Source organism: Prosthecobacter sp. (assembly GCF_044222565.1).
In the GTDB taxonomy this organism is placed as follows: domain Bacteria; phylum Verrucomicrobiota; class Verrucomicrobiia; order Verrucomicrobiales; family Verrucomicrobiaceae; genus Prosthecobacter.
This window is the reverse complement of sequence record NZ_JBGANA010000038.1, coordinates 1-17358: the sequence shown is the minus strand read 5'-3', so window position 1 is coordinate 17358 and position 17358 is coordinate 1. Positions and strand designations below refer to the sequence as shown.

Below are 17358 nucleotides of genomic sequence, written 5' to 3'. Positions count from 1 at the left end.
TTTGCACCGTTTTCGACTAGCATGACCTTCCCACCCCGGCATGCCCGCTTGTGCCCCCCAACCACTTACCACCCGTTGCGCCGGTCCTTCCCTGGGCTGGCACCTCGTCCTTTGCGCCTGCGTCGCCCTCCTTTTCTCCTCCCACGCCGCCGCCCAGTCTGGTTCCACCCTGCGCGTTCGTCTGGCGGATGGCTTTGATTTTCCCGTCGGCAAACCCGACGCCGATGGCTACTACAAAGCCCGCGGCTACTGGCCCAACGGCCACCTAGGCGAGGACTGGAACGGCCGCGGCGGAGGCGACAGCGACCTCGGCGCCCCCATCTATGCCATGGGCCGCGGCGTGGTCATCTTTTCCCAGAACATCGGCGTCGGCTGGGGGAACTGCATCCTCGTCCGCCATATCTTCCGCGAGGCCGACGGCAAAATCGCCATGGTGGACTCCCTCTACGGCCACCTCCACGAGCGCAAGGTCAAGCTCCATGACCTTGTCGAAAAAGGCCAGCTCGTCGGCACCATGGGCGGAAACAACGGCATGTACGCCGTTCATTTGCACTTCGAGGTCCGCAAAAACCTCCACATCGGCATGAATCGCTCCCAGTTCGCCCGGGACTCGTCCAACTACTACAGCCCCACCGCCTTCATCAACGCCCGCCGCGTCCTCAACTCCAGCACCCAGAAATACGACGTTCCGGTGAACAACTTCGCCCCCTACGGGCGCGCTCTCGCAGACACTGGCAGCGATGGCTCCACCACCGCCAATGTGGACGTCCCCGCCTTCAAGGGCGGCGCCACCGCCTCCAAGGACGAATCCAAGCAGGACGATGACTTCTGGTCCCGCCTGAAAGCCAAAATGCGGTCCGGTCAGGCCACCAGTGCCTCCACCGACAAGCCCTGAGCCTCCCCTCTCTGGAACGAAATCCGGTCAGGATCAGAGCCCCTCAGGTCCATTCAGGTTGCCCCCCACAGCCTCAGTCATCCGTGTTAATCCGTGGTTCCCCCACTCTGAAATAAAATCCACCAGAGTGATGACCACGAAACAGACCGTATAGGAAAATCTTCTCTGCGGTCTTCTAATCTCTCGCGTTGTAAATCCTCCCTCCCATCCCCTCTCCCATCCCCTCTCCCATCACAATTCCCGCCTCATATTAGGCCTTGATTCATCACCATCCGTGGTGGCATCTTTGCTGCTCACAGGTCAGCCTCCTCCCGGCCATGCATATTCCGCCCCGTCCCCACCCCGTCCGATCCGTTTACGGCGGAAGCCTCGTGCCTGTTCTCATCGTTGTCGGGGCCCTCGTGCTCAGCACCGCCATCTTCTTCCTCTTCACCAAAAAGAAAATGCAGGAGCGGCAGCAGACCGCCGCAGCCACCGCGGAAGACTCGTCCTCCTCCAAGTCTGCAACCGCCAAACCTTCCCCGGACTCCTCCAAGCAGTCTGCAACTCCAGCCTCCCCTTCCACCCCGCCAAAGGCCGCTCCCCCTGCCCCGCCCAAGCCTCCGCCTCCCGCCTTTGCCTTTGCCCGTCCGCTTGATCTCGGCAGGCAGCTCGCTCGCAGCCTCGCCACCGGAGACTTTGCCACCGCCGGCAAGCTCGCCGCCGCTTCCGATGAAGCTCAGTCGGAAGACGCCACCGCTCTCTTCCAGAAGCTCGCCGGCATGGGCTACAAACCTGCGGCGGAGGATCAGGTCGAACTTCTCGGCCTCGTCGAAAGCCGCACCCGCATCGCCATTCCTTTCGTCATGCCCGGCTCTCAGGAAACCGTTCGCATCCAGCTCGATCTGGAGCGCGACGATAAAATGGGATGGAAAGTCGCCAAGGCCACCCTGCCCAAATCCATGAGCAGTGTCATCGCTTCCGCGGGTTCCCCCGCCCCCATGACCGCTTCCACCGCCACTCCTGGCGCTCCGCCCACCCCCACCGCACCTGCCAGGGCCACAGTCCCCGCCAAGCCGCTCTTCTCCGTGGAAGACGGCACCGATGCCCTGTCCTACGCCAGCGACTTCGTCCGCCACCTCCTCAAGCATGACTTCAAGACCGCACGCGAATACGTGGACGACAAAAAAGTCCCTGTCGAACGCCTCGTCGGCCTCTGCATCGTCTTTGAAGAAGGCCAGTATTCCCTCAACCCCGCCAAGCCCCTCATCATCACCATCGCCAACCCCGAAGTCTCCTGGGTCATCGCCCAGGTCCAGTCGGAGTCCCTCCAGCAGAACACGGAGTTTGGCCTCGAACTCAAGCGCACGGACATTGCCAAACCCTGGCAGATCGTCGGCCTCAATCTCTCAGACATCCTCGGCTCCTTCGCCAAGAGCGCCGCCAAAACCGGCGTCCCCTACACTCCCATCGTGAAGAATCCAAAGGGCGGCGAATCCCTCGCCCTCTACTTCGAATACGACAGCGCAGACCTCCATCCCCGTGCTTTGAAACAGCTCGAAGTCATCGCCGCCGTGATGAAGGCGGACCCCTCCAAAAAACTCCGCATCGCCGGCCACACCGACGAAAAGGGCCGCGAGGACTACAACATCCAGCTCTCCCGCGGACGTGCCGAAGCCGTCAAAAAACAGCTCGCCGCCCTCGGCGTCCCCGCCGCTCAGGTGGAGACCACCGGCCTCGGCAAAGCCCAGCCCCTCAGCCCCAACAAAAAATCCGACGGCACCGACGACCCCGAAGGCCGCAGCCACAACCGCCGCGCCGAGATCTATCTGGATTTCTGAGGCCTCCCGCTTGAGTCCCCCTTTGACGTAGCGCAACGCATACCCCAGGGCTGGTAGGGCACCGCTGCGTCGGGGCCGAAGTTTCGGGTCTGTGACGTCGCGGGCGCCCAAAAAGGTTCGCCGTCCTTGAAACGCGGAAAGGCAGGTCGATGCGGCATCGGTCCCCTGTCTCCTCCAACGCGCACGAATCCCCCAACTCCCTGATTCTTCCACTCATCTTGCTTCGTTGTCGCGTCCGCCTAGTCTGACGCACGCATGAAGAAAAAAGCCCCTCCCGCCCCGTCTCCACCGCCCGAAAAGGCATCATCGTGGCTGGGCACAGCGGTCATCGGCGGCCTTACCGCAGGCGTGGTGGCTCTCGTGGCCTGGGCTTTGTGGCCGCAGAAAAGATACACCCAGCTTCCCGTCCCAGCTCCAGCGCCAGCACCTGTAGTCTCCCTCGCCAAAGTCGAGCCCTACATCATGCCCGATGAGAAGGCCACCTTCGCCCAATACGCCGGCTCCCAAAGCTGCCGGGAATGCCACGCCGACCAGTTCGCCAAGTGGCAGGGCTCCCACCATGGCCTCGCCGAGCGCAAGCCCGACCCCAAGCTCGACGACCCCGCCTTCGTCCCCACCCGCACCTTCACCCACGGCACCCAGACCACCGAGACCAGCAAAAGCGGCGCCGACTACATCCTCACCGCCCTCGGCTTCGACAACAAAGTCGCCCCCTACCGCGTCGAGCGCGTCATCGGCCACGATCCCCTCCGCCAGTTCCTCGTCAGCGGCGGCAGTGGCACTGGCCGCCTCCAGGCCATGGAAGCCTGCCTCGATCCCAAAAAGAACGAATGGTTCAATGTCTATGGCAACGAAGACCGCAAGCCCGGCGAATGGGGCCACTGGACCGGCCGCGGCATGGTGTGGAATCAGATGTGCGCCACCTGCCACAACACCCGCCTCCGCAAAAACTACGAGGCCACCACCGACTCCTACCGCACCACCATGGCCGAGATGTCCGTGAGCTGCGAGTCCTGCCACGGCCCCATGAGAGCCCACAACGAATGGCAGCACGCCAATCCCGGCAAAAAAGCAGACCCCACCCTCACCAAATGGACCCGCGACCAGCACATCGAAAACTGCGCCGGCTGCCACGCCCTTCGCGGTGAAGTCACCGGCGACTTCGTACCCGGCCAGTCCTTCTGGGACCACTACCGCCTCACCATCACCGACCAGAGCGATACCTTCTACCCCGACGGCCAGATTCGCGGAGAGGACTACGAGTACAGCTCCTTCCTGAGCAGCCGCATGCACAATGCCGGCGTCCGCTGCATGGACTGCCACGACATGCACAGCATGAAGACCGTCCTCCCTGGCAATCAGCTCTGCATGCGCTGCCACACCCCCGGCGGCTTCCCCAATGCCCCCGCCATCGCGCCAGAGGCCCACAGCTTCCACCAGACCGCCAGCACCGGAAACCAATGCGTGAACTGCCACATGCCCCAGACCGTGTACATGCAGCGCCACCCCCGCCACGACCACGGCTTCACCATTCCCGATCCGCTGCTTACCAAACAGTTCGGCATCCCGAACGCCTGCAACAAATGCCACACCGACAAAGATACGGACTGGTCTCTCGCAGCCACCCAGAAATGGTGGGGCCCCAAAATGGACCGCAAGACCCGCACCCGTGCCACCCTCATCGCCAAAGCCCGCCAGGGCGACTCCGAAGCCCGCTTCGGTCTCGTTGAGCTTCTCGGCAGCGATGAAATCCCCCACTGGAAAGCCACCGCCACCCTCCTTCTCGACCAGTGGATCGACCAGCCCACCGTCCAGCAAGCCGTCACCGCCCAGCTTCAGCACCCCCACCCCCTCGTGCGTGAAAGCGCCATCCGCACCCTAGAGCCCATGCTGCAAAGCGGCTCCGTTCAGTCCGCCATCGAGCCACTCCTCAAAGACCCCGCACGCAGCGTCCGCGTCTCCGCCGCCTGGGCCTTGCGCGACTCCCTCCATCTCGACTCCGCCGCTGGCAAAGACCTGCTGCACATGCTCAATCTCAACGCTGACCAGCCCAGCGGCCAGATGCAGCTCGCCCAGTTCGACTTCGCCCGCCGCGACGTCCCCTCCGCCATTCAGCACATGGAAACCGCCATCCGCTGGGACCCCAACTCCCCGCCCTTCCATCACGATCTAGCGATGATGTACAGCACCACAGGCCAGACCCAGCTCGCCATCGCCAAGCTGCGGGACACCATCAAGCTCGCCCCCAAGCACGCCCAGTATCACTACGAGCTCGGCCTCGCCCTCAGCGAGACCGGAGACATGCCCGCCGTCATCCAGTCCCTCCAGGAAGCCACCCGCCTCGATCCCACCCTCTCCCGCGCCTGGTACAATCTCGGCCTCGCCAAAAAAGCCCAGGGCGATATCCCCGGTGCCCTCGACTCCCTCCAGCGCGGCGAACTCGCCAACCCCCGCGACCCCGCAATCCCCTACGCCCGCGCCACCATCCTCGCCCAGCAAAACCGCAAACAGGAAGCCCTCGCCGCCCTCGACCGCGCCCTCACCATCTCCCCCGGCTACGGAGAAGCCCTCCAACTCCGCGCCGCCTTGATGCAGCGCTAAGGTAAAGTCCGCCTATTGCAGCACAATCAGCCCAGCCGCAGAGGCCATCAGTGACTGGCGATGATCAAACGTACAAAACTCCGTGGCTCCAAGCTCACGCGCCAGCGCCACATGCAGCATGTCTAGTGAACGGCAGAGCGTGCTGACACTGTGTAAAGCAGAAAGGGACTCCGCTGTGGCGAAAACATCGGACCAAACGACCCTTGCTCGCTCATGCACGTTTCCGTCAAGATCCGCTTTCAGTTGAGCGATCAGTGTCTCACATTCTGAGAGAGTGATTTCGCCACGTCCTGCTTTCTGCCGCAATGCGGACCGCATCTCCAGCTCATGCAAGGGTGTGATAGGCGGACGATTGCCACTGGCATTGACATGAGCCACAGCTTCCGCTGCACGAGGTTCGGGCAGATAAAGCTTGAGCAGAACACCGGTATCAAAATAGCGCATCAGAAACGCTCCGCTCTCAATTCATCCATGATTGCCTGGGAATCCGACATCACACGATTGCCAAACATAGCCTGCTGCCGGGCCAAAAAATCAGGTTTGCCCGGCGCTGCCGCATGCATATCAGCGGCCCCCTGCGCCAGACTTTTCCTGCTTTTGAGAAACAAAAGGTAGTCGTAGGCCTCCTGAACCAGCGCCTCCGGCGCGATCTTGATCTCATGAATGATGGCTTCCCGGGTGCTCACAGCAGCAAGATATGGCATCGCTGGCTGCATGGCAAGCTCGCATGATCCCCCACTCCCTCACCCATCCGCCTTCTTCCACTCCTCCCCCTCTTCATCATCATCGTCCCCGCCAAACCCATCATCATACTCCTCATCGCTCTTCCCCGCTTCCAGTCCCGCGATCGAATTGATGTCCTCATCGCTGAGTTCCTCGATGTCGTCATCCTCCTCGTCGCCCTCTTCCTCCGCGGCTTCAGCCGCCTGCTGCGCCTCCAGCCCCTTCTTCTCGATCTGCGCCAGCGTCTCGCTCACATCCTCCACGGAGTCCCACACCTTCTTCGCCACAAAAATCGGCGCGCTCTGCTGCACCGCCATCGCGATGCTGTCGCTCGGCCGCGCATCCAGCTCGATCACCTTGCGCGTCGTCTGCAGTTCGTTCTCCGCGGAGATGATCAGCCGCGCATGAAACACGCTGCCATTGATATTGTTGATCACCACCCGCTCCACCTTCGCGCCAAACGCCAGCAGCAGATGCCCCACCAGGTCATGCGTCAGAGGGCGTTCCTTTGACACGCCTCTCATGAACATGGAGATCGCCGTGCCCACCGACTCGTCGATGTAGATCACGAAGACCTTCGTTTCATTGCCCAGAAAAACGGCAAAGCTCCCCTCCAGCGGCAGCACCGCCCGCACCTGCACTTCGATGACATCCTTGTTCATTAACTCCAATTAAAAACCCCGCCCCGCCCCATGGCAACACGCACCGTGTTTTTTTCTATGCACCATTAGCGCTCTTCGGGACCTCCGTCACCCCGCTCCCCAGCCCCATCGCCAGATAGCGCTGCGAAATTTCCACATACTTGAGCGCCAGTTTCCCATTCGCCTCCTGCTCCTCCGCAGACAGCGCCCTCACCACCCGTGCCGGCGATCCCACCACCAGCGATCCCTCTGGGATCACCGAATTCTTCGTCACCAGCGCTCCAGCAGCGATCGTGCTTCGCGCGCCGATTTGAGCCCCGTCCAGAATGATCGCCCCCATCCCCACCAGCACCTCGTCTCCCACCGTGCACGCATGCACCACCGCACGATGCCCCACCGTCACCCGCTCCCCCAGTACACAGGCGTGGTCATCGCTCACATGCAGCACGCTCCCATCCTGCACATTGCTCTGCGCTCCCACCACGATCCGGTTGATGTCCCCCCGCAGCACCGCCCCATACCACACGCTCGACTGCGCCCCCATTTCCACTGCTCCCAGCACCACGGCCCCCGGCGCGATGAATACCCCCTCGCTCACAGCAGGTTCCGACTCAGACAGCAAGAATTTCTTTAATGGATACATGGCGGAACGAAAAGATTTTATGATTGAGAAACCGGCCCGGACACGCCATAAAAAGCGCCGTGCCTCGCCCATCTTGGAACGGACTCACCTTCAATCCAACAACGAATCTCAGCCACGCTCATGAACAAAGCCCAACTCATCGACTCTGTGCAGGAAATTCTGGGTGGCGACACTTCCAAACGCGCCGCTGCAGAGGCCCTCGACGCCGTGCTTAAAGCCATTACCAAGGGCGTGAAAAAAGGCCCCGTCCAGCTCATCGGCTTCGGCACCTTCAAGCCCGTCGAGCGCGCCGCCCGCATGGGCCGCAATCCCCGCAAGCCCGAAATCGAAGTCGAGATCAAGGCCTCCAAAACCGTCCGCTTCGTCGCCTCCTCCGCTCTCAAAGACTCTCTTTGATCCAGGTCACCCGCCTCCGTCTCCAGCCAGTTTAAAATTCTCAGTTTTCAGCTCTCAGTTTGCAATTCAGAGCGCCCACTGATTGAGAAAGTATTCTCTGCGGTCTTCTAATCTCTGCGTTGTTAAATCAGTGTCTCTCTAATCCTTCAGCTCCTGCTCCATCCTCTCGCTCAGCCACTGCTTGATCATGCTCTGGTAGTTCAGGTACCGCCGCCTCGCCACCCTCTTGATGCGGCTCAGCATCCGCGGATCAAACCTCAGCGTGATCGTCGTGCTCTCCCTCACATCCGCACGGTGGATCGACGCCAGCATCAGCCTCGCCTCCAGCTGATGCGTCGCCCAGAATTTCGCTTCCGCCTCCTCAGATTCAAATAGAGGCACGTCCTTCCACGCTTTCACGGGCTTCAAATCAGCAGGTGCGGTATCCATGATCGTAGTGGGTCAAAGTCAAAGTTCCTCCGCCTTCTTGCGCTCAAAAAACTCATGCTCTCCCGGCGTCATCAGCCGCGCAAAGATCACCCGGTAGCGCTTCCCGTCCGTCCAGAACACACTGAACACCGGCTTGCCCTGCAGCGACTTCCCCAGGTTGTAATACCTCGCCTCGCTGTCCTCCGGCTGTCCGTCTGGCAGCAGCTTGATCGAAAACGGATCCTCAAACGACTCCTCAATATCCTTCGGGGGAAGTAGGGAGAGGTCAAAGGCGGCGCCGATCCAGTCAAAGTCCATGCACGTGTTATAACGGGTTATTTGCGGTATTCGATCAGTTCTATCTCATAACCCTCTGGCGCGTCAATAAACGCAAACACCCCGCTCGAGCTCGGTGTCGGCCCGTCAGACAGCGGATATCCCAGCGCTGCGGAATGTTTCGCAAACTCCTCGATGCTCTCCACCTCAAACGCCAGATGCGTCAGATCACTGCAAAAAGTCACCGGCCCGCTCGCTGGAAAACTGCAGATCTCGATCAGTTCTTCACTGTTCGGCGTCTGCAGAAACACCAGCTCCGAACCCCGCGGAGACTTGTGCCGCCTCACTTCCTTCAGCCCCAGCACCTGGGTGTAGAAGTGGATCGTTTTTTCGAGATCGTTCACCCGGTACCGGGTGTGAAGAAGTTTTTTGACCATGGTTGCCTCCCTATGCCACAGGCTGCACAGCGTGGCAACTGATCGTCCCTGTAGATCAAAATAGGGGAAAGCTTGAAGTGTCTCTCGCCGTCCCGTAAAAACTACCAATGATCTCCATCAATCTCACCGGCAAAGTCGCCCTCATCACCGGCGCATCCCAAGGCATCGGCGCTCAAGTCGCCCGCACCTTTCACCGCGCAGGCGCCACCGTCGTCATCAATCACCTCGGCACACCCGGCACCACCGTGGACGCCCAGGCCCTCGCCGACGAGCTCAATCTTCTCCGCACAGACAGCGCCAGCGTCTTCCCCGCAGACGTCGCCAATCCCGCCCAGGTCCAGTCCATGATGGGAGAAATCCAGGCCCGTCACGGCGGACTCGACTTCCTCATCAACAACGCCGCCATCATCAAGGACCGCACCATCGCCAAGATGGGCCTCGATGAATGGGACGCCGTCATCGATGTCAATCTCTCCGGCGTCTTCTACTGCTGCAAGTACGCCCTCGAAATCATGCGCGATCACGGCGCCATCGTCAGCTTCGGCAGCATCGCCGCCATCCAGGGCTTCTTCGGCCAGGCCAACTACGCCGCCGCCAAATCCGGTGTGCAGGCCATGATGCGCGTCCTCAGCCGCGAAGCCGCCCGCCGCCAGATCCGCGCCAACGCCATCGCCCCCGGCGTCATCGACACCTCCATGGCCGCCACAATCCCCGAAAACGTCCGCGCCGAGATGATCAAAAACGTCCCCCTCGCCCGCTTCGGCACCACCGAAGAAGTCGCCAACGTCGTCCTCTTCCTCTGCTCCCCCCTCTCAAGCTACATCACCGGCCAGACCATCGAAATCAACGGCGGCTGGCGCGGCTAAGTAAAGACTCCATGGCAGCCAAAACAGTTCTCCCTCTCCCCGCCCTTGGCCCACGACAACAACGAAGATTCCTCTTCGGGGAACCGGAGCGCAGCGGAGATAGACGAAGTCAAAGGGTTGGCGTGAGGGGCCACCAAACATCCCGTTGCTCTCCCTTCCGCCATCAACCCACCTCGAGTTTTAGGTCCTCCGCAGTTCCAATCATACCACAAGACAAAGCAGTTCTCCCTCTCCCCGCCCCTGGCCCACGACAACAACAAAGATTCCTCTTCGGGGAACCGGAGCGCAGCGGAGATAGACGAAGTCAAAGGGTTGGGGTGAGGGGGGCCACCAAACATCCCGTTGCTCTCCCTTCCACCATCAACCCGCCTCGAGTTTTAGGTCTTCCACGGTGCCAATCATCCCCCAAGACAAAACAGTTCTCCCTCTCCACGCCCCTGGCCCACGACAACAACGAAGATTCCTCTTCGGGGAACCGGAGCGCAGCGGAGATAGACGAAGTCAAAGGGTTGGCGTGAGGGGCCACCAAACATCCCGTTGCTTTCCGTTCCACCATCAACCCGCCTCGCGTTTAGGTCCTCCGCGGTGCCAATCATACCACAAGATATTGAAAACAGGTCCGCTCTCTTGTCGCCTCAAACTCTCCGCCCTGCTCCAGCCCCAAAGGGGCGTAGGATTCAGCCCAGGGCGCAGCGAGGAACGAGCAAGCCCTGGGTCACTCCACGCAAAATCCGGAGAAGCAAACCCAGCACTCCGCCACACCCACCGGCTTCCAGCAGCGTCTGCACCGCGTCCCGCAACACCTCTGAACCGCAGGCATCCATCGCCCTCATTGAACGATTCGCCCCATCCCCCGCGCCGCCTCCAATATCAAAACTCATCTCTGCGGTCTTCTAATCTCTTGCGGTGTTAAATCAGTCCCTCCTTAGCCACCTCCTGCCTGTAAAACATGCGCGCCCCCGCCATCCTCTCAACCGCTGACGAAGCCATCGCCGCCATCCCCAGCGGCTCCACCGTCGCCATCAGCGGCTTCGTCGGCTCCGGTCATCCAGAAATGCTCACGCTCGCTCTCGAGCGCCGCTTCCTCCAGACCGGCACCCCCACCGATCTCACCCTCTACTACTGCGCCGGCCAAGGCGACCGTATCGAGCGCGGCATGGGCCGCATCGCCCATCGCGGCCTCCTCAAACGCATCGTCGGCGGCCACTGGAATCTCGCGCCAAAGCTCGGCGCCCTCGCCCTCGCCAACGAAGTCGAAGCCTACAATCTCCCCCAGGGCGTCCTCTCCGTCCTCACCCGCGAGATCGCAGCCAAGCGCCCCGGCCTCTTCACAAAAATCGGCCTCAATACTTTCATCGATCCCATCCACGGCGGCGGCATGCTCAACGCCCGCACCACCGAACCCCTCGTCGAGCGCATCACCCTCGATGGAGAAACATGGCTGCGCTACAAATACATGCCCATCCACGTCGCCCTCATCCGCGCCACCTATGCCGACCCCCGCGGCAATCTCAGCATGGAAGGCGAAGGCATCATCAGCGAAGTCCTTCCCATGGCCCAGGCCGCCAAAAACCACGGCGGCATCGTCATCGCCCAGGTCGAATCCATTGTCGATCAGCTCCCCGATCCCAAGTCCGTTCGCGTCCCCGGCATCCTCGTTGACTACATCGTCACCTCCGGCGGCCAGTATCACGATCAAACCTTTGGCGAAGTCTTCCTCGAAGACTTCGTCGTCACCAGCGACGGCTCCTTCACCCTTCCCCCCATGGCCGAGTGCGACCGCAAACGCATCGGCGCCCGCGCCCTGCAGGAAGTCCGCAGCGGCGACATCGTCAATCTCGGCATCGGCCTCCCCGAAGCCGTCGCCATGGTCGCCGCCGAAACCGGCCGCCTCAGCGAATTCACCCTCACCGTCGAAAGCGGCCCCACCGGTGGCGTCCCCGCCTCCGGCCTCAGCTTCGGCTGCAGCCACTTCCCCGAGGCCATCATCGACCAGCCCGCGCAGTTCGACTTCTACGACGGCGGCGGCCTCGATATCGGCGTTCTCGGTGCCGTCGAAATCGATGCCGAAGGCAGCGTCAACGTCGCTAGTTTCGCCGGCCGCTTCGCCGGCGTCGGCGGCTTCGTCAACATCGCCCAGTGCGCCCGCCGCCTCGTCTTCTGCTGCACCTTCCAGGCCAAGGGAAACCCCAAGTTCGTCAACAAAATCCAGCACGTCTGCTTCCACGGCCCCTCCGCCATCGCCCGCGGCCAGCAGGTCCTCTACGTCACCGACCGCGCCGTCTTCGAACTCACCCCCCACGGCCTCCGCCTCATCGAAATCACCCCCGGCCTCGACCTCCAAACCGACATCCTCGCCCACATGCAGTTCACTCCTCTAGTCGACCTGCACCAATGACGGCTTCACCGACTTCGTAAAATAATGCATGCCACCACGCCAGGTCGTAGGATGGGTGTGGCGACAGCCCGCCCGTCTATCAGCGCACGGCACACACCATTTCGTACGAGCCCCCCTCGTATCACGACAGCTTGGCAAATCGGCGCTCGTACTGTGATCATTCATTTCACCCACACACCAACTTCCGCTGATGGCGTAGCCATCCAAGCCTGTAGCGAGGGGTTGAGCGAAGCGACACCCCTCGTTCACCCATCGACTACCTCAAACGCACTCGCATCGCGTAGCGATGCCAGCACTCACGTTCCATCGCTCCCCCATTTCCAAAAATTCGTTTTTTTGAACTTCTTTCCCCTCTTTCGGCCATGACCATCCGGTCATTCACATCGCCCCACATCCCCCCCCGCTTCGCGCCCAAACAACTTTAAACTTACAACTTTAAACCTGTAACTCACCTTCCCCATGCCCCCCATCTACCTCATCGACGCCCGCCGCACCCCCATCGGCCGTTTCGGCGGCGGCCTCAAAGACCTCTCCCCAGCGGACCTCGGCCATGCATTAGGAAATACCATGCTTCCACAAGAACTGCGATCCCACATCCAGCAGGTCATCCTCGGCCAGGTCCTCCAGGCCGGCTCCGGCATGAACGTCGCCCGCCAGATCAGCCTCAAGCTCGGCATTCCCCAGGAAGTCCCCGCCTACACCGTCAACATGGCCTGCGGCTCCTCCCTCAAAGCCGTCGCCCTCGCCGCCGACTCCATCCGCTCCGGCGAAAGCGATCTCGTCCTCGCCGGCGGCGTCGAGTCCATGAGCCGCGCCCCCCACTACGCCACCGACCTCCGCTTCGGCAAAAAGCTCGGCGACTCCTCCCTCCAGGACGCCATGTTCGTCGACGGCCTCACCGATCCCCTCCTCAAAATCGGCATGGGCGAAACCGCCGAACGCATCGCCGACAAGCACGCCATCACCCGCGCAGAACAGGACGCCTTCGCCGCCCTCAGCCAAAGCCGCGTCGCCGCCAACCGCACCGCCTTCGCCCGCGAAATCATCCCCGTCGGCGATGTCACCGCCGACGAGCACCCACGCGCCGACACCACCGTCGAATCCCTCGCCAAGCTCAAACCCGCCTTCCGCAAAGACGGCACCGTCACCCCCGGCAACGCCTCCGGCATCAATGACGGCGCAGCCTTCGCCCTCCTCGCCAGCGCAGACGCCGTATCACGCCACAGCCTCAAACCCCGCGCCCGCATCATCGCCACCGCCGCCGTCGGCTGCGATCCCGCCCTCATGGGCCTCGGCCCCGTCGGCGCCATCAAAAAACTCTGCACCCTCACCGGCTGGAACCTCCACGAAATCGACGCCATCGAAATCAACGAAGCCTTCGCCGTTCAGGCCCTCGGCTGCGCCAAAGAACTCAATCTCGACACCACCAAGCTCAACCCCCGCGGCGGCGCCATCGCCCTCGGCCACCCCATCGGCGCCAGCGGCGCCCGCGTCCTCGTCACCCTCCTCCACCACCTCGAAGACAATCACCTCCGCCGCGGCATCGCCTCCCTCTGCATCGGCGGCGGCATGGGCATCGCCATGGCCATCGAACTAACCAGCTAACAAACCACCCCACAATCCCGCCAATCTTCCTCCTCGTCTTACTCCGACTCCTCCTCCCTGCCTTTCCCTGCAATCCACGGCTGAGGTGGAAAAACCATGCAGCAAACCTGCATCCCCATCTCAGCCTCTCCGTTTTCTAAATCCCCGGCATGAATGGCACTCGGTTAAGACAGGGATCGTACGCGTTACCTCCTGGTTTTAGACCAGTTCTCGAAAAGATTGTCATATTGAACCGGCGAGCGCAGCGGCCCCAGTGGCAAGGCGGGAGCGCCGTCTGCTATTTGAAAATAACAGGCAAGCTACCAACGCAGCCAGTGGGGCCGCTCCGCCGTCCGGGCAATGTGACAAGATTTTTGAAGTGGGTCTAAGCACCAAAGGTGCGGCCTATCGCAGCCCAGGGCAAAGCGAGCCTCGGCGAGCGCCGCCCTGGGTCAGTGCACCACCAGCATGGGCAGCAAACCCAGCGATTTCATCTCACCTCGCGCCCACCAGCAGCGTCCTCAACGCCCCTCCGCTGCAACTTGCGTCAACTGGCTGCCAAAATCCACGATGAATACCTTTAACCGAGTGCCATTCATGCCTTGCAAGTTTTTCATTGAGAAGGAATAGAAACGCCATGATAAACTACCGTTACACACGTCATCAGGTGCCGAGAGTCGCGCTTCCAGATGCCCGGGATTTTACTCGTTTATTCCTCTTCAAAAATGTATCGCGACTTACTGCCACATATCAAATCAAGCTTCTTGCGTATAATGCTTCAGAAGAGGGTAAAAAGTTGGTCATTCGAGTTCCGAAGTCGTGTGAAATTCAGTTGCCGCTGAAGCGTTTGATCAAAGATACTGGGCGAACCATAATCGTGGAGAAAATTTAATGGGGCTTTATCTCTGTATTTTGGATGCTGATGACGAGGAGATTGATGGTCTCGAGCTTGGGTCATACGCAGATTATGGATCTTTGATTAAACAGGTCGTCCATAAGCTTGAAGGTGGCACGGCAGGGATGCGTTTCCCTGTGTTTGTTTTGCATTCGGACTGTGATGGATCCTGGACTCGCGAGGATTGCGCCGCGTTGGAAACGGAGCTTTGCAGCATTATAGAGGAGTTTAAGAAACTTGAGGCGGTTCCGTTCAACTCTGATTGGCAGTTCAAGATCGCAAGACAAGTTGGACACTGCCCGCGGAATCTCCATCAGTCCTTCATTGATGTTGATGGCGAATTGTTGTTAGACCGGTTGCTTGAACTAGCACGCAAGGCTCAACGCGAGAACGCGCCTATCGTTTTTCAATAGTCGCAAATAGAAGACCCCAGACATTTAGTTTGCTCCTCCATCACATGGAAGACCACCACCTCCGCCGCGGCATCGCCTCCCTCTGCATCGGCGGCGGCATGGGCATCGCCATGGCCATCGAACGCGACGTCCCCTGAGAACATTCCCACCCAAATGGAAGAAAAAAATAAGACGCCATGCCACAGCCACAACTGAGTGCAAACAAGTGCCAGCACACCATCATCAAACCAATTACAATCAGTTGAACATCCCAATTCAACGAAGCTCTTCCCGTTAAAAGGCCAGCATCTTTTATTATGAAATTTCTTTTTGCTGTCAGTTATTTCTTATTGGTAACTGGAGCCACGGCTAGCGAACCTGCAAAGGTCTTTGAACACCAACTCGAAGCTGTGTTTGCCCATTCGCCGGTAGTTGTGGAAGGTTGGATCAAGCGTACGGACGGTGAGAGAGACCTCACCGAGGTTCGTTGGTCAACACAAGACAAGATTTCGGTGCAAAAGCTCCGTGATTTTATAGCAAAAATGAAACTAACTAACTATGTAATTCCATCGCAAGGCGGTGCTAGTTCTGCAATGTATTTGAGGTTTTCATCTGCCACCGGGGTGGGAAAAGGCGAAAACTATGTTTACGTGGGATTTTCGTGGGTCGCAACTAAGCCTGTGTCAGCCTCACATGATCCTGGGGAAGGTTACTTCGATGAGCTCTCCCGCTTGGTCTTTGCATTGTACGCGCAAGATGCCAAAATTAAGGTCATTCAATAAAATTGAAAAATAGTGCCGTGCATGAATGGCACTCGTCCCCCTTTTGCACCATCTCGAAAACAACAACCTCCGCCGCGGCATCGCCTCCCTCTGCATCGGCGGCGGCATGGGCATCGCCATGGCCATCGAACTAACCAGCTAACAAACCACCGTCCCATCCCGCCAACCTTTCTCCGCCTCCTCCTCTCCACGCTAATCCGTGCCATCCGTTCTGAATGTGTCAGGCCTCCTTTTTCTAACAAATCCCGTGATATGAAAATGAACCCATTTTTTCGAATTGCCGCCTTGCAACTTCTTATCCCGTGGATGTCGCCAAATCTCTCGGCTCAATCTTTTAATAATCAGGTCCCTCCACACCAACACACCATAACACTCAAGCGATGGACTCTTGCGATGAAAGAGGGAGACTCGCCCCTGCTTGTAGATGTGGAATATGATGGCAAGCTCATTCAAAAAGACCCGATCACAACTTACTTCGGTCTTAATAGCCTAAAGTTCGAAGTCGGAAGTATCGTCAAAATAATCCTTCCTCCGGGACAAATGCCCGCTGACAATCTCTTCCACGACAGACTTTTATTAAATCATGCAATTGATGATGGTGCGATCCTTGAGTTTTACCAAGGTGACAAAAAGCTAAATTATCACACACTGCTATTTAGTGGCCTTCGAATGGGTCCTGAGTCAAAAGAAAAAGGCTGGGGAGGAGGCTGGAACACGGATACCGCCACGTATGTGCTGGATGGAAAGAAGTACTTTGACGGTCCTAGTACTGCAGTTGAACTGAAGAAGCTTGCATTGGAAGACCTCGTTATCATTGTCCTTTTTCCCACAGGCGATGAGAGACTTAACATCAGTTTTCACAATACTGACAAATCAGAAATAGATCGCTGCGTTCAATCCTTGAAAGAGAAAAAAGTGAAGTTTTACTCGGTGGGAGGAGGGGGCTACGATGCTTGGCCCGTGTCAATTTCGCTCCTTCCGAAATGAACCCACGAGCCCCAACCGCTCTAAATAATCGGCATCTTTTTTGAAACGATGCGGGATCACTGCAAAAATAAATCAGTGGCTCTTTCCTCCGCATGCACAGCACACCCTCCACCCCTGAATCGTTTCATCGAATTCTCGGCCATACTTCTCCTAACGTCGATCGCCTCCATGATAGCCTCAGCGCTCTGCATTGACGCCGTCGACCACTTTCCAACCCACCAAGACCAAGACAGCTTAACCAATGGGCAGTCGGTGTTGGTTTAGGTCGCTTTCTGCAGCGTTGTCGTATTCGGAGTTTGCGCCGCAATCATCTGGTTCTACGGCCTCGCCTGGTTTTGGAAAAACATGCCACATCATTCCTTTTCAAAAAATGCAGCACTGTTGTTCCTCCTTGTCGGCTTCTCCTGGCTCGCAGGCCTTGTGATCTACTTTCGTGAACGCAAGCGGAGCAATACAGAATTGCAAGTCGGCATATAGACCAGTTCTCGAAAAGATTGTCATTTTGACCGGCGAGCGCAGCGGCCCCAGTGGCAAGGCGGGAGCGCCGCCTGCTATTTGAAAATAACAGGCAAGCGACCAACGCAGCCAATGGGGCCGCTCCGCCGCCCGGGCAA

The 17358-nt window shown here is 59.4% G+C and carries 18 protein-coding genes and 1 pseudogene; 11 read left to right on the top strand and 8 right to left on the bottom strand.

Annotated elements, in window-relative coordinates:
- Positions 1-40: 40 nt before the first annotated feature.
- The 3 genes from ACILSR_RS31270 (at position 41) to ACILSR_RS31260 (ending at position 5316) form a co-directional block, all read left to right on the top strand.
- Positions 41-895, top strand: coding sequence for a M23 family metallopeptidase (locus ACILSR_RS31270; RefSeq protein WP_395753753.1), 855 nt, complete (start codon positions 41-43; stop codon positions 893-895).
- Positions 896-1212: 317 nt separating this feature from the next.
- The gene (locus tag ACILSR_RS31265; RefSeq protein ID WP_395753752.1) at positions 1213-2715 is read left to right on the top strand and encodes an OmpA family protein; all 1503 of its coding nucleotides are present in this window, start codon (positions 1213-1215) and stop codon (positions 2713-2715) included.
- 255 nt (positions 2716-2970) lie between these two features.
- Entirely contained in the window at positions 2971-5316 is a 2346-nt protein-coding gene (locus ACILSR_RS31260) for a tetratricopeptide repeat protein (protein WP_395753751.1), read from the top strand.
- A gap of 12 nt (positions 5317-5328) precedes the next feature.
- Here the strand turns inward: ACILSR_RS31260 and ACILSR_RS31255 are convergent, their stop codons facing one another.
- From ACILSR_RS31255 to ACILSR_RS31240, 4 genes are read right to left on the bottom strand one after another with little or no spacing between them, the layout of a single operon-like run.
- Entirely contained in the window at positions 5329-5760 is a 432-nt protein-coding gene (locus ACILSR_RS31255) for a type II toxin-antitoxin system VapC family toxin (RefSeq protein ID WP_395753750.1), read from the bottom strand.
- Complete coding sequence (locus ACILSR_RS31250) at positions 5760-6032, bottom strand: hypothetical protein (RefSeq protein WP_395753749.1); 273 nt, start codon at positions 6030-6032, stop codon at positions 5760-5762. Before ACILSR_RS31250 ends, ACILSR_RS31255 begins: the two co-directional genes overlap by 1 nt.
- A 27-nt stretch (positions 6033-6059) precedes the next feature.
- Positions 6060-6701, bottom strand: coding sequence for a bifunctional nuclease family protein (locus tag ACILSR_RS31245; protein ID WP_395753748.1), 642 nt, complete (start codon positions 6699-6701; stop codon positions 6060-6062).
- Between the two features lie 55 nt (positions 6702-6756).
- Entirely contained in the window at positions 6757-7323 is a 567-nt protein-coding gene (locus ACILSR_RS31240; RefSeq protein ID WP_395753747.1) for a gamma carbonic anhydrase family protein, read from the bottom strand.
- A 120-nt stretch (positions 7324-7443) separates the two neighbouring features.
- On the opposite strand from ACILSR_RS31240, the gene ACILSR_RS31235 reads away from it, so the two are divergent.
- Positions 7444-7719: an HU family DNA-binding protein gene (locus ACILSR_RS31235; RefSeq protein WP_395741013.1), complete on the top strand. Its 276-nt coding sequence runs from the start codon at positions 7444-7446 to the stop codon at positions 7717-7719.
- A gap of 138 nt (positions 7720-7857) precedes the next feature.
- Here ACILSR_RS31235 and ACILSR_RS31230 read toward each other — a convergent pair whose 3' ends face one another.
- The 3 genes from ACILSR_RS31230 to ACILSR_RS31220 are packed head-to-tail and all read right to left on the bottom strand — an operon-like array spanning position 7858 to position 8840.
- Complete coding sequence (locus ACILSR_RS31230; RefSeq protein ID WP_395753746.1) at positions 7858-8148, bottom strand: CopG family antitoxin; 291 nt, start codon at positions 8146-8148, stop codon at positions 7858-7860.
- Positions 8149-8166: 18 nt separating this feature from the next.
- Positions 8167-8445, bottom strand: coding sequence for a BrnT family toxin (locus tag ACILSR_RS31225; protein WP_395753745.1), 279 nt, complete (start codon positions 8443-8445; stop codon positions 8167-8169).
- Positions 8446-8462: 17 nt separating this feature from the next.
- Positions 8463-8840, bottom strand: coding sequence for a VOC family protein (locus tag ACILSR_RS31220; protein WP_395753744.1), 378 nt, complete (start codon positions 8838-8840; stop codon positions 8463-8465).
- A 107-nt stretch (positions 8841-8947) separates the two neighbouring features.
- Here ACILSR_RS31220 and ACILSR_RS31215 point away from each other — a divergent pair, with 107 nt between their 5' ends.
- The 7 genes and pseudogenes from ACILSR_RS31215 to ACILSR_RS31185 all read left to right on the top strand — a co-directional run bounded on the left by ACILSR_RS31215 (position 8948) and on the right by ACILSR_RS31185 (position 16744).
- A complete protein-coding gene (locus tag ACILSR_RS31215; RefSeq protein WP_395753743.1) occupies positions 8948-9706 on the top strand; it encodes an SDR family oxidoreductase in 759 nt (252 codons plus the stop codon).
- Between the two features lie 949 nt (positions 9707-10655).
- Positions 10656-12104, top strand: a complete 1449-nt coding sequence (locus ACILSR_RS31210) for an acyl CoA:acetate/3-ketoacid CoA transferase (protein ID WP_395753742.1) — start codon at positions 10656-10658, stop codon at positions 12102-12104.
- A gap of 459 nt (positions 12105-12563) precedes the next feature.
- Positions 12564-13709, top strand: a complete 1146-nt coding sequence (locus tag ACILSR_RS31205) for a thiolase family protein (protein WP_395753741.1) — start codon at positions 12564-12566, stop codon at positions 13707-13709.
- 870 nt (positions 13710-14579) lie between these two features.
- Complete coding sequence (locus tag ACILSR_RS31200; protein ID WP_395753740.1) at positions 14580-14996, top strand: Imm70 family immunity protein; 417 nt, start codon at positions 14580-14582, stop codon at positions 14994-14996.
- A gap of 296 nt (positions 14997-15292) precedes the next feature.
- A complete protein-coding gene (locus ACILSR_RS31195; RefSeq protein WP_395753739.1) occupies positions 15293-15757 on the top strand; it encodes a hypothetical protein in 465 nt (154 codons plus the stop codon).
- 31 nt (positions 15758-15788) lie between these two features.
- Positions 15789-15899, top strand: a pseudogene (locus tag ACILSR_RS31190) (hypothetical protein); the annotation flags it as partial.
- A gap of 116 nt (positions 15900-16015) precedes the next feature.
- Positions 16016-16744: a hypothetical protein gene (locus tag ACILSR_RS31185; protein ID WP_395753738.1), complete on the top strand. Its 729-nt coding sequence runs from the start codon at positions 16016-16018 to the stop codon at positions 16742-16744.
- A 363-nt stretch (positions 16745-17107) separates the two neighbouring features.
- Here the strand turns inward: ACILSR_RS31185 and ACILSR_RS31180 are convergent.
- Positions 17108-17358, bottom strand: a 251-nt coding sequence (locus ACILSR_RS31180; RefSeq protein ID WP_395753737.1) for a hypothetical protein, incomplete at its 5' end; no start/stop codon positions are given.

What these genes read in the sequence shown, in the direction of transcription:
- ACILSR_RS31225 (WP_395753745.1), bottom strand. Translation starts at nt 8,445, where the DNA reads ATGGACTTTGACTGGATCGGCGCCGCCTTTGACCTCTCCCTACTTCCC.
- ACILSR_RS31265 (WP_395753752.1), top strand. Translation starts at nt 1,213, where the DNA reads ATGCATATTCCGCCCCGTCCCCACCCCGTCCGATCCGTTTACGGCGGA.
- ACILSR_RS31185 (WP_395753738.1), top strand. Translation starts at nt 16,016, where the DNA reads ATGAACCCATTTTTTCGAATTGCCGCCTTGCAACTTCTTATCCCGTGG.
- ACILSR_RS31210 (WP_395753742.1), top strand. Translation starts at nt 10,656, where the DNA reads ATGCGCGCCCCCGCCATCCTCTCAACCGCTGACGAAGCCATCGCCGCC.
- ACILSR_RS31195 (WP_395753739.1), top strand. Translation starts at nt 15,293, where the DNA reads ATGAAATTTCTTTTTGCTGTCAGTTATTTCTTATTGGTAACTGGAGCC.
- ACILSR_RS31215 (WP_395753743.1), top strand. Translation starts at nt 8,948, where the DNA reads ATGATCTCCATCAATCTCACCGGCAAAGTCGCCCTCATCACCGGCGCA.
- ACILSR_RS31205 (WP_395753741.1), top strand. Translation starts at nt 12,564, where the DNA reads ATGCCCCCCATCTACCTCATCGACGCCCGCCGCACCCCCATCGGCCGT.
- ACILSR_RS31245 (WP_395753748.1), bottom strand. Translation starts at nt 6,701, where the DNA reads ATGAACAAGGATGTCATCGAAGTGCAGGTGCGGGCGGTGCTGCCGCTG.
- ACILSR_RS31220 (WP_395753744.1), bottom strand. Translation starts at nt 8,840, where the DNA reads ATGGTCAAAAAACTTCTTCACACCCGGTACCGGGTGAACGATCTCGAA.
- ACILSR_RS31200 (WP_395753740.1), top strand. Translation starts at nt 14,580, where the DNA reads ATGGGGCTTTATCTCTGTATTTTGGATGCTGATGACGAGGAGATTGAT.
- ACILSR_RS31250 (WP_395753749.1), bottom strand. Translation starts at nt 6,032, where the DNA reads ATGCAGCCAGCGATGCCATATCTTGCTGCTGTGAGCACCCGGGAAGCC.
- ACILSR_RS31260 (WP_395753751.1), top strand. Translation starts at nt 2,971, where the DNA reads ATGAAGAAAAAAGCCCCTCCCGCCCCGTCTCCACCGCCCGAAAAGGCA.
- ACILSR_RS31235 (WP_395741013.1), top strand. Translation starts at nt 7,444, where the DNA reads ATGAACAAAGCCCAACTCATCGACTCTGTGCAGGAAATTCTGGGTGGC.
- ACILSR_RS31230 (WP_395753746.1), bottom strand. Translation starts at nt 8,148, where the DNA reads ATGGATACCGCACCTGCTGATTTGAAGCCCGTGAAAGCGTGGAAGGAC.
- ACILSR_RS31270 (WP_395753753.1), top strand. Translation starts at nt 41, where the DNA reads ATGCCCGCTTGTGCCCCCCAACCACTTACCACCCGTTGCGCCGGTCCT.
- ACILSR_RS31255 (WP_395753750.1), bottom strand. Translation starts at nt 5,760, where the DNA reads ATGCGCTATTTTGATACCGGTGTTCTGCTCAAGCTTTATCTGCCCGAA.
- ACILSR_RS31240 (WP_395753747.1), bottom strand. Translation starts at nt 7,323, where the DNA reads ATGTATCCATTAAAGAAATTCTTGCTGTCTGAGTCGGAACCTGCTGTG.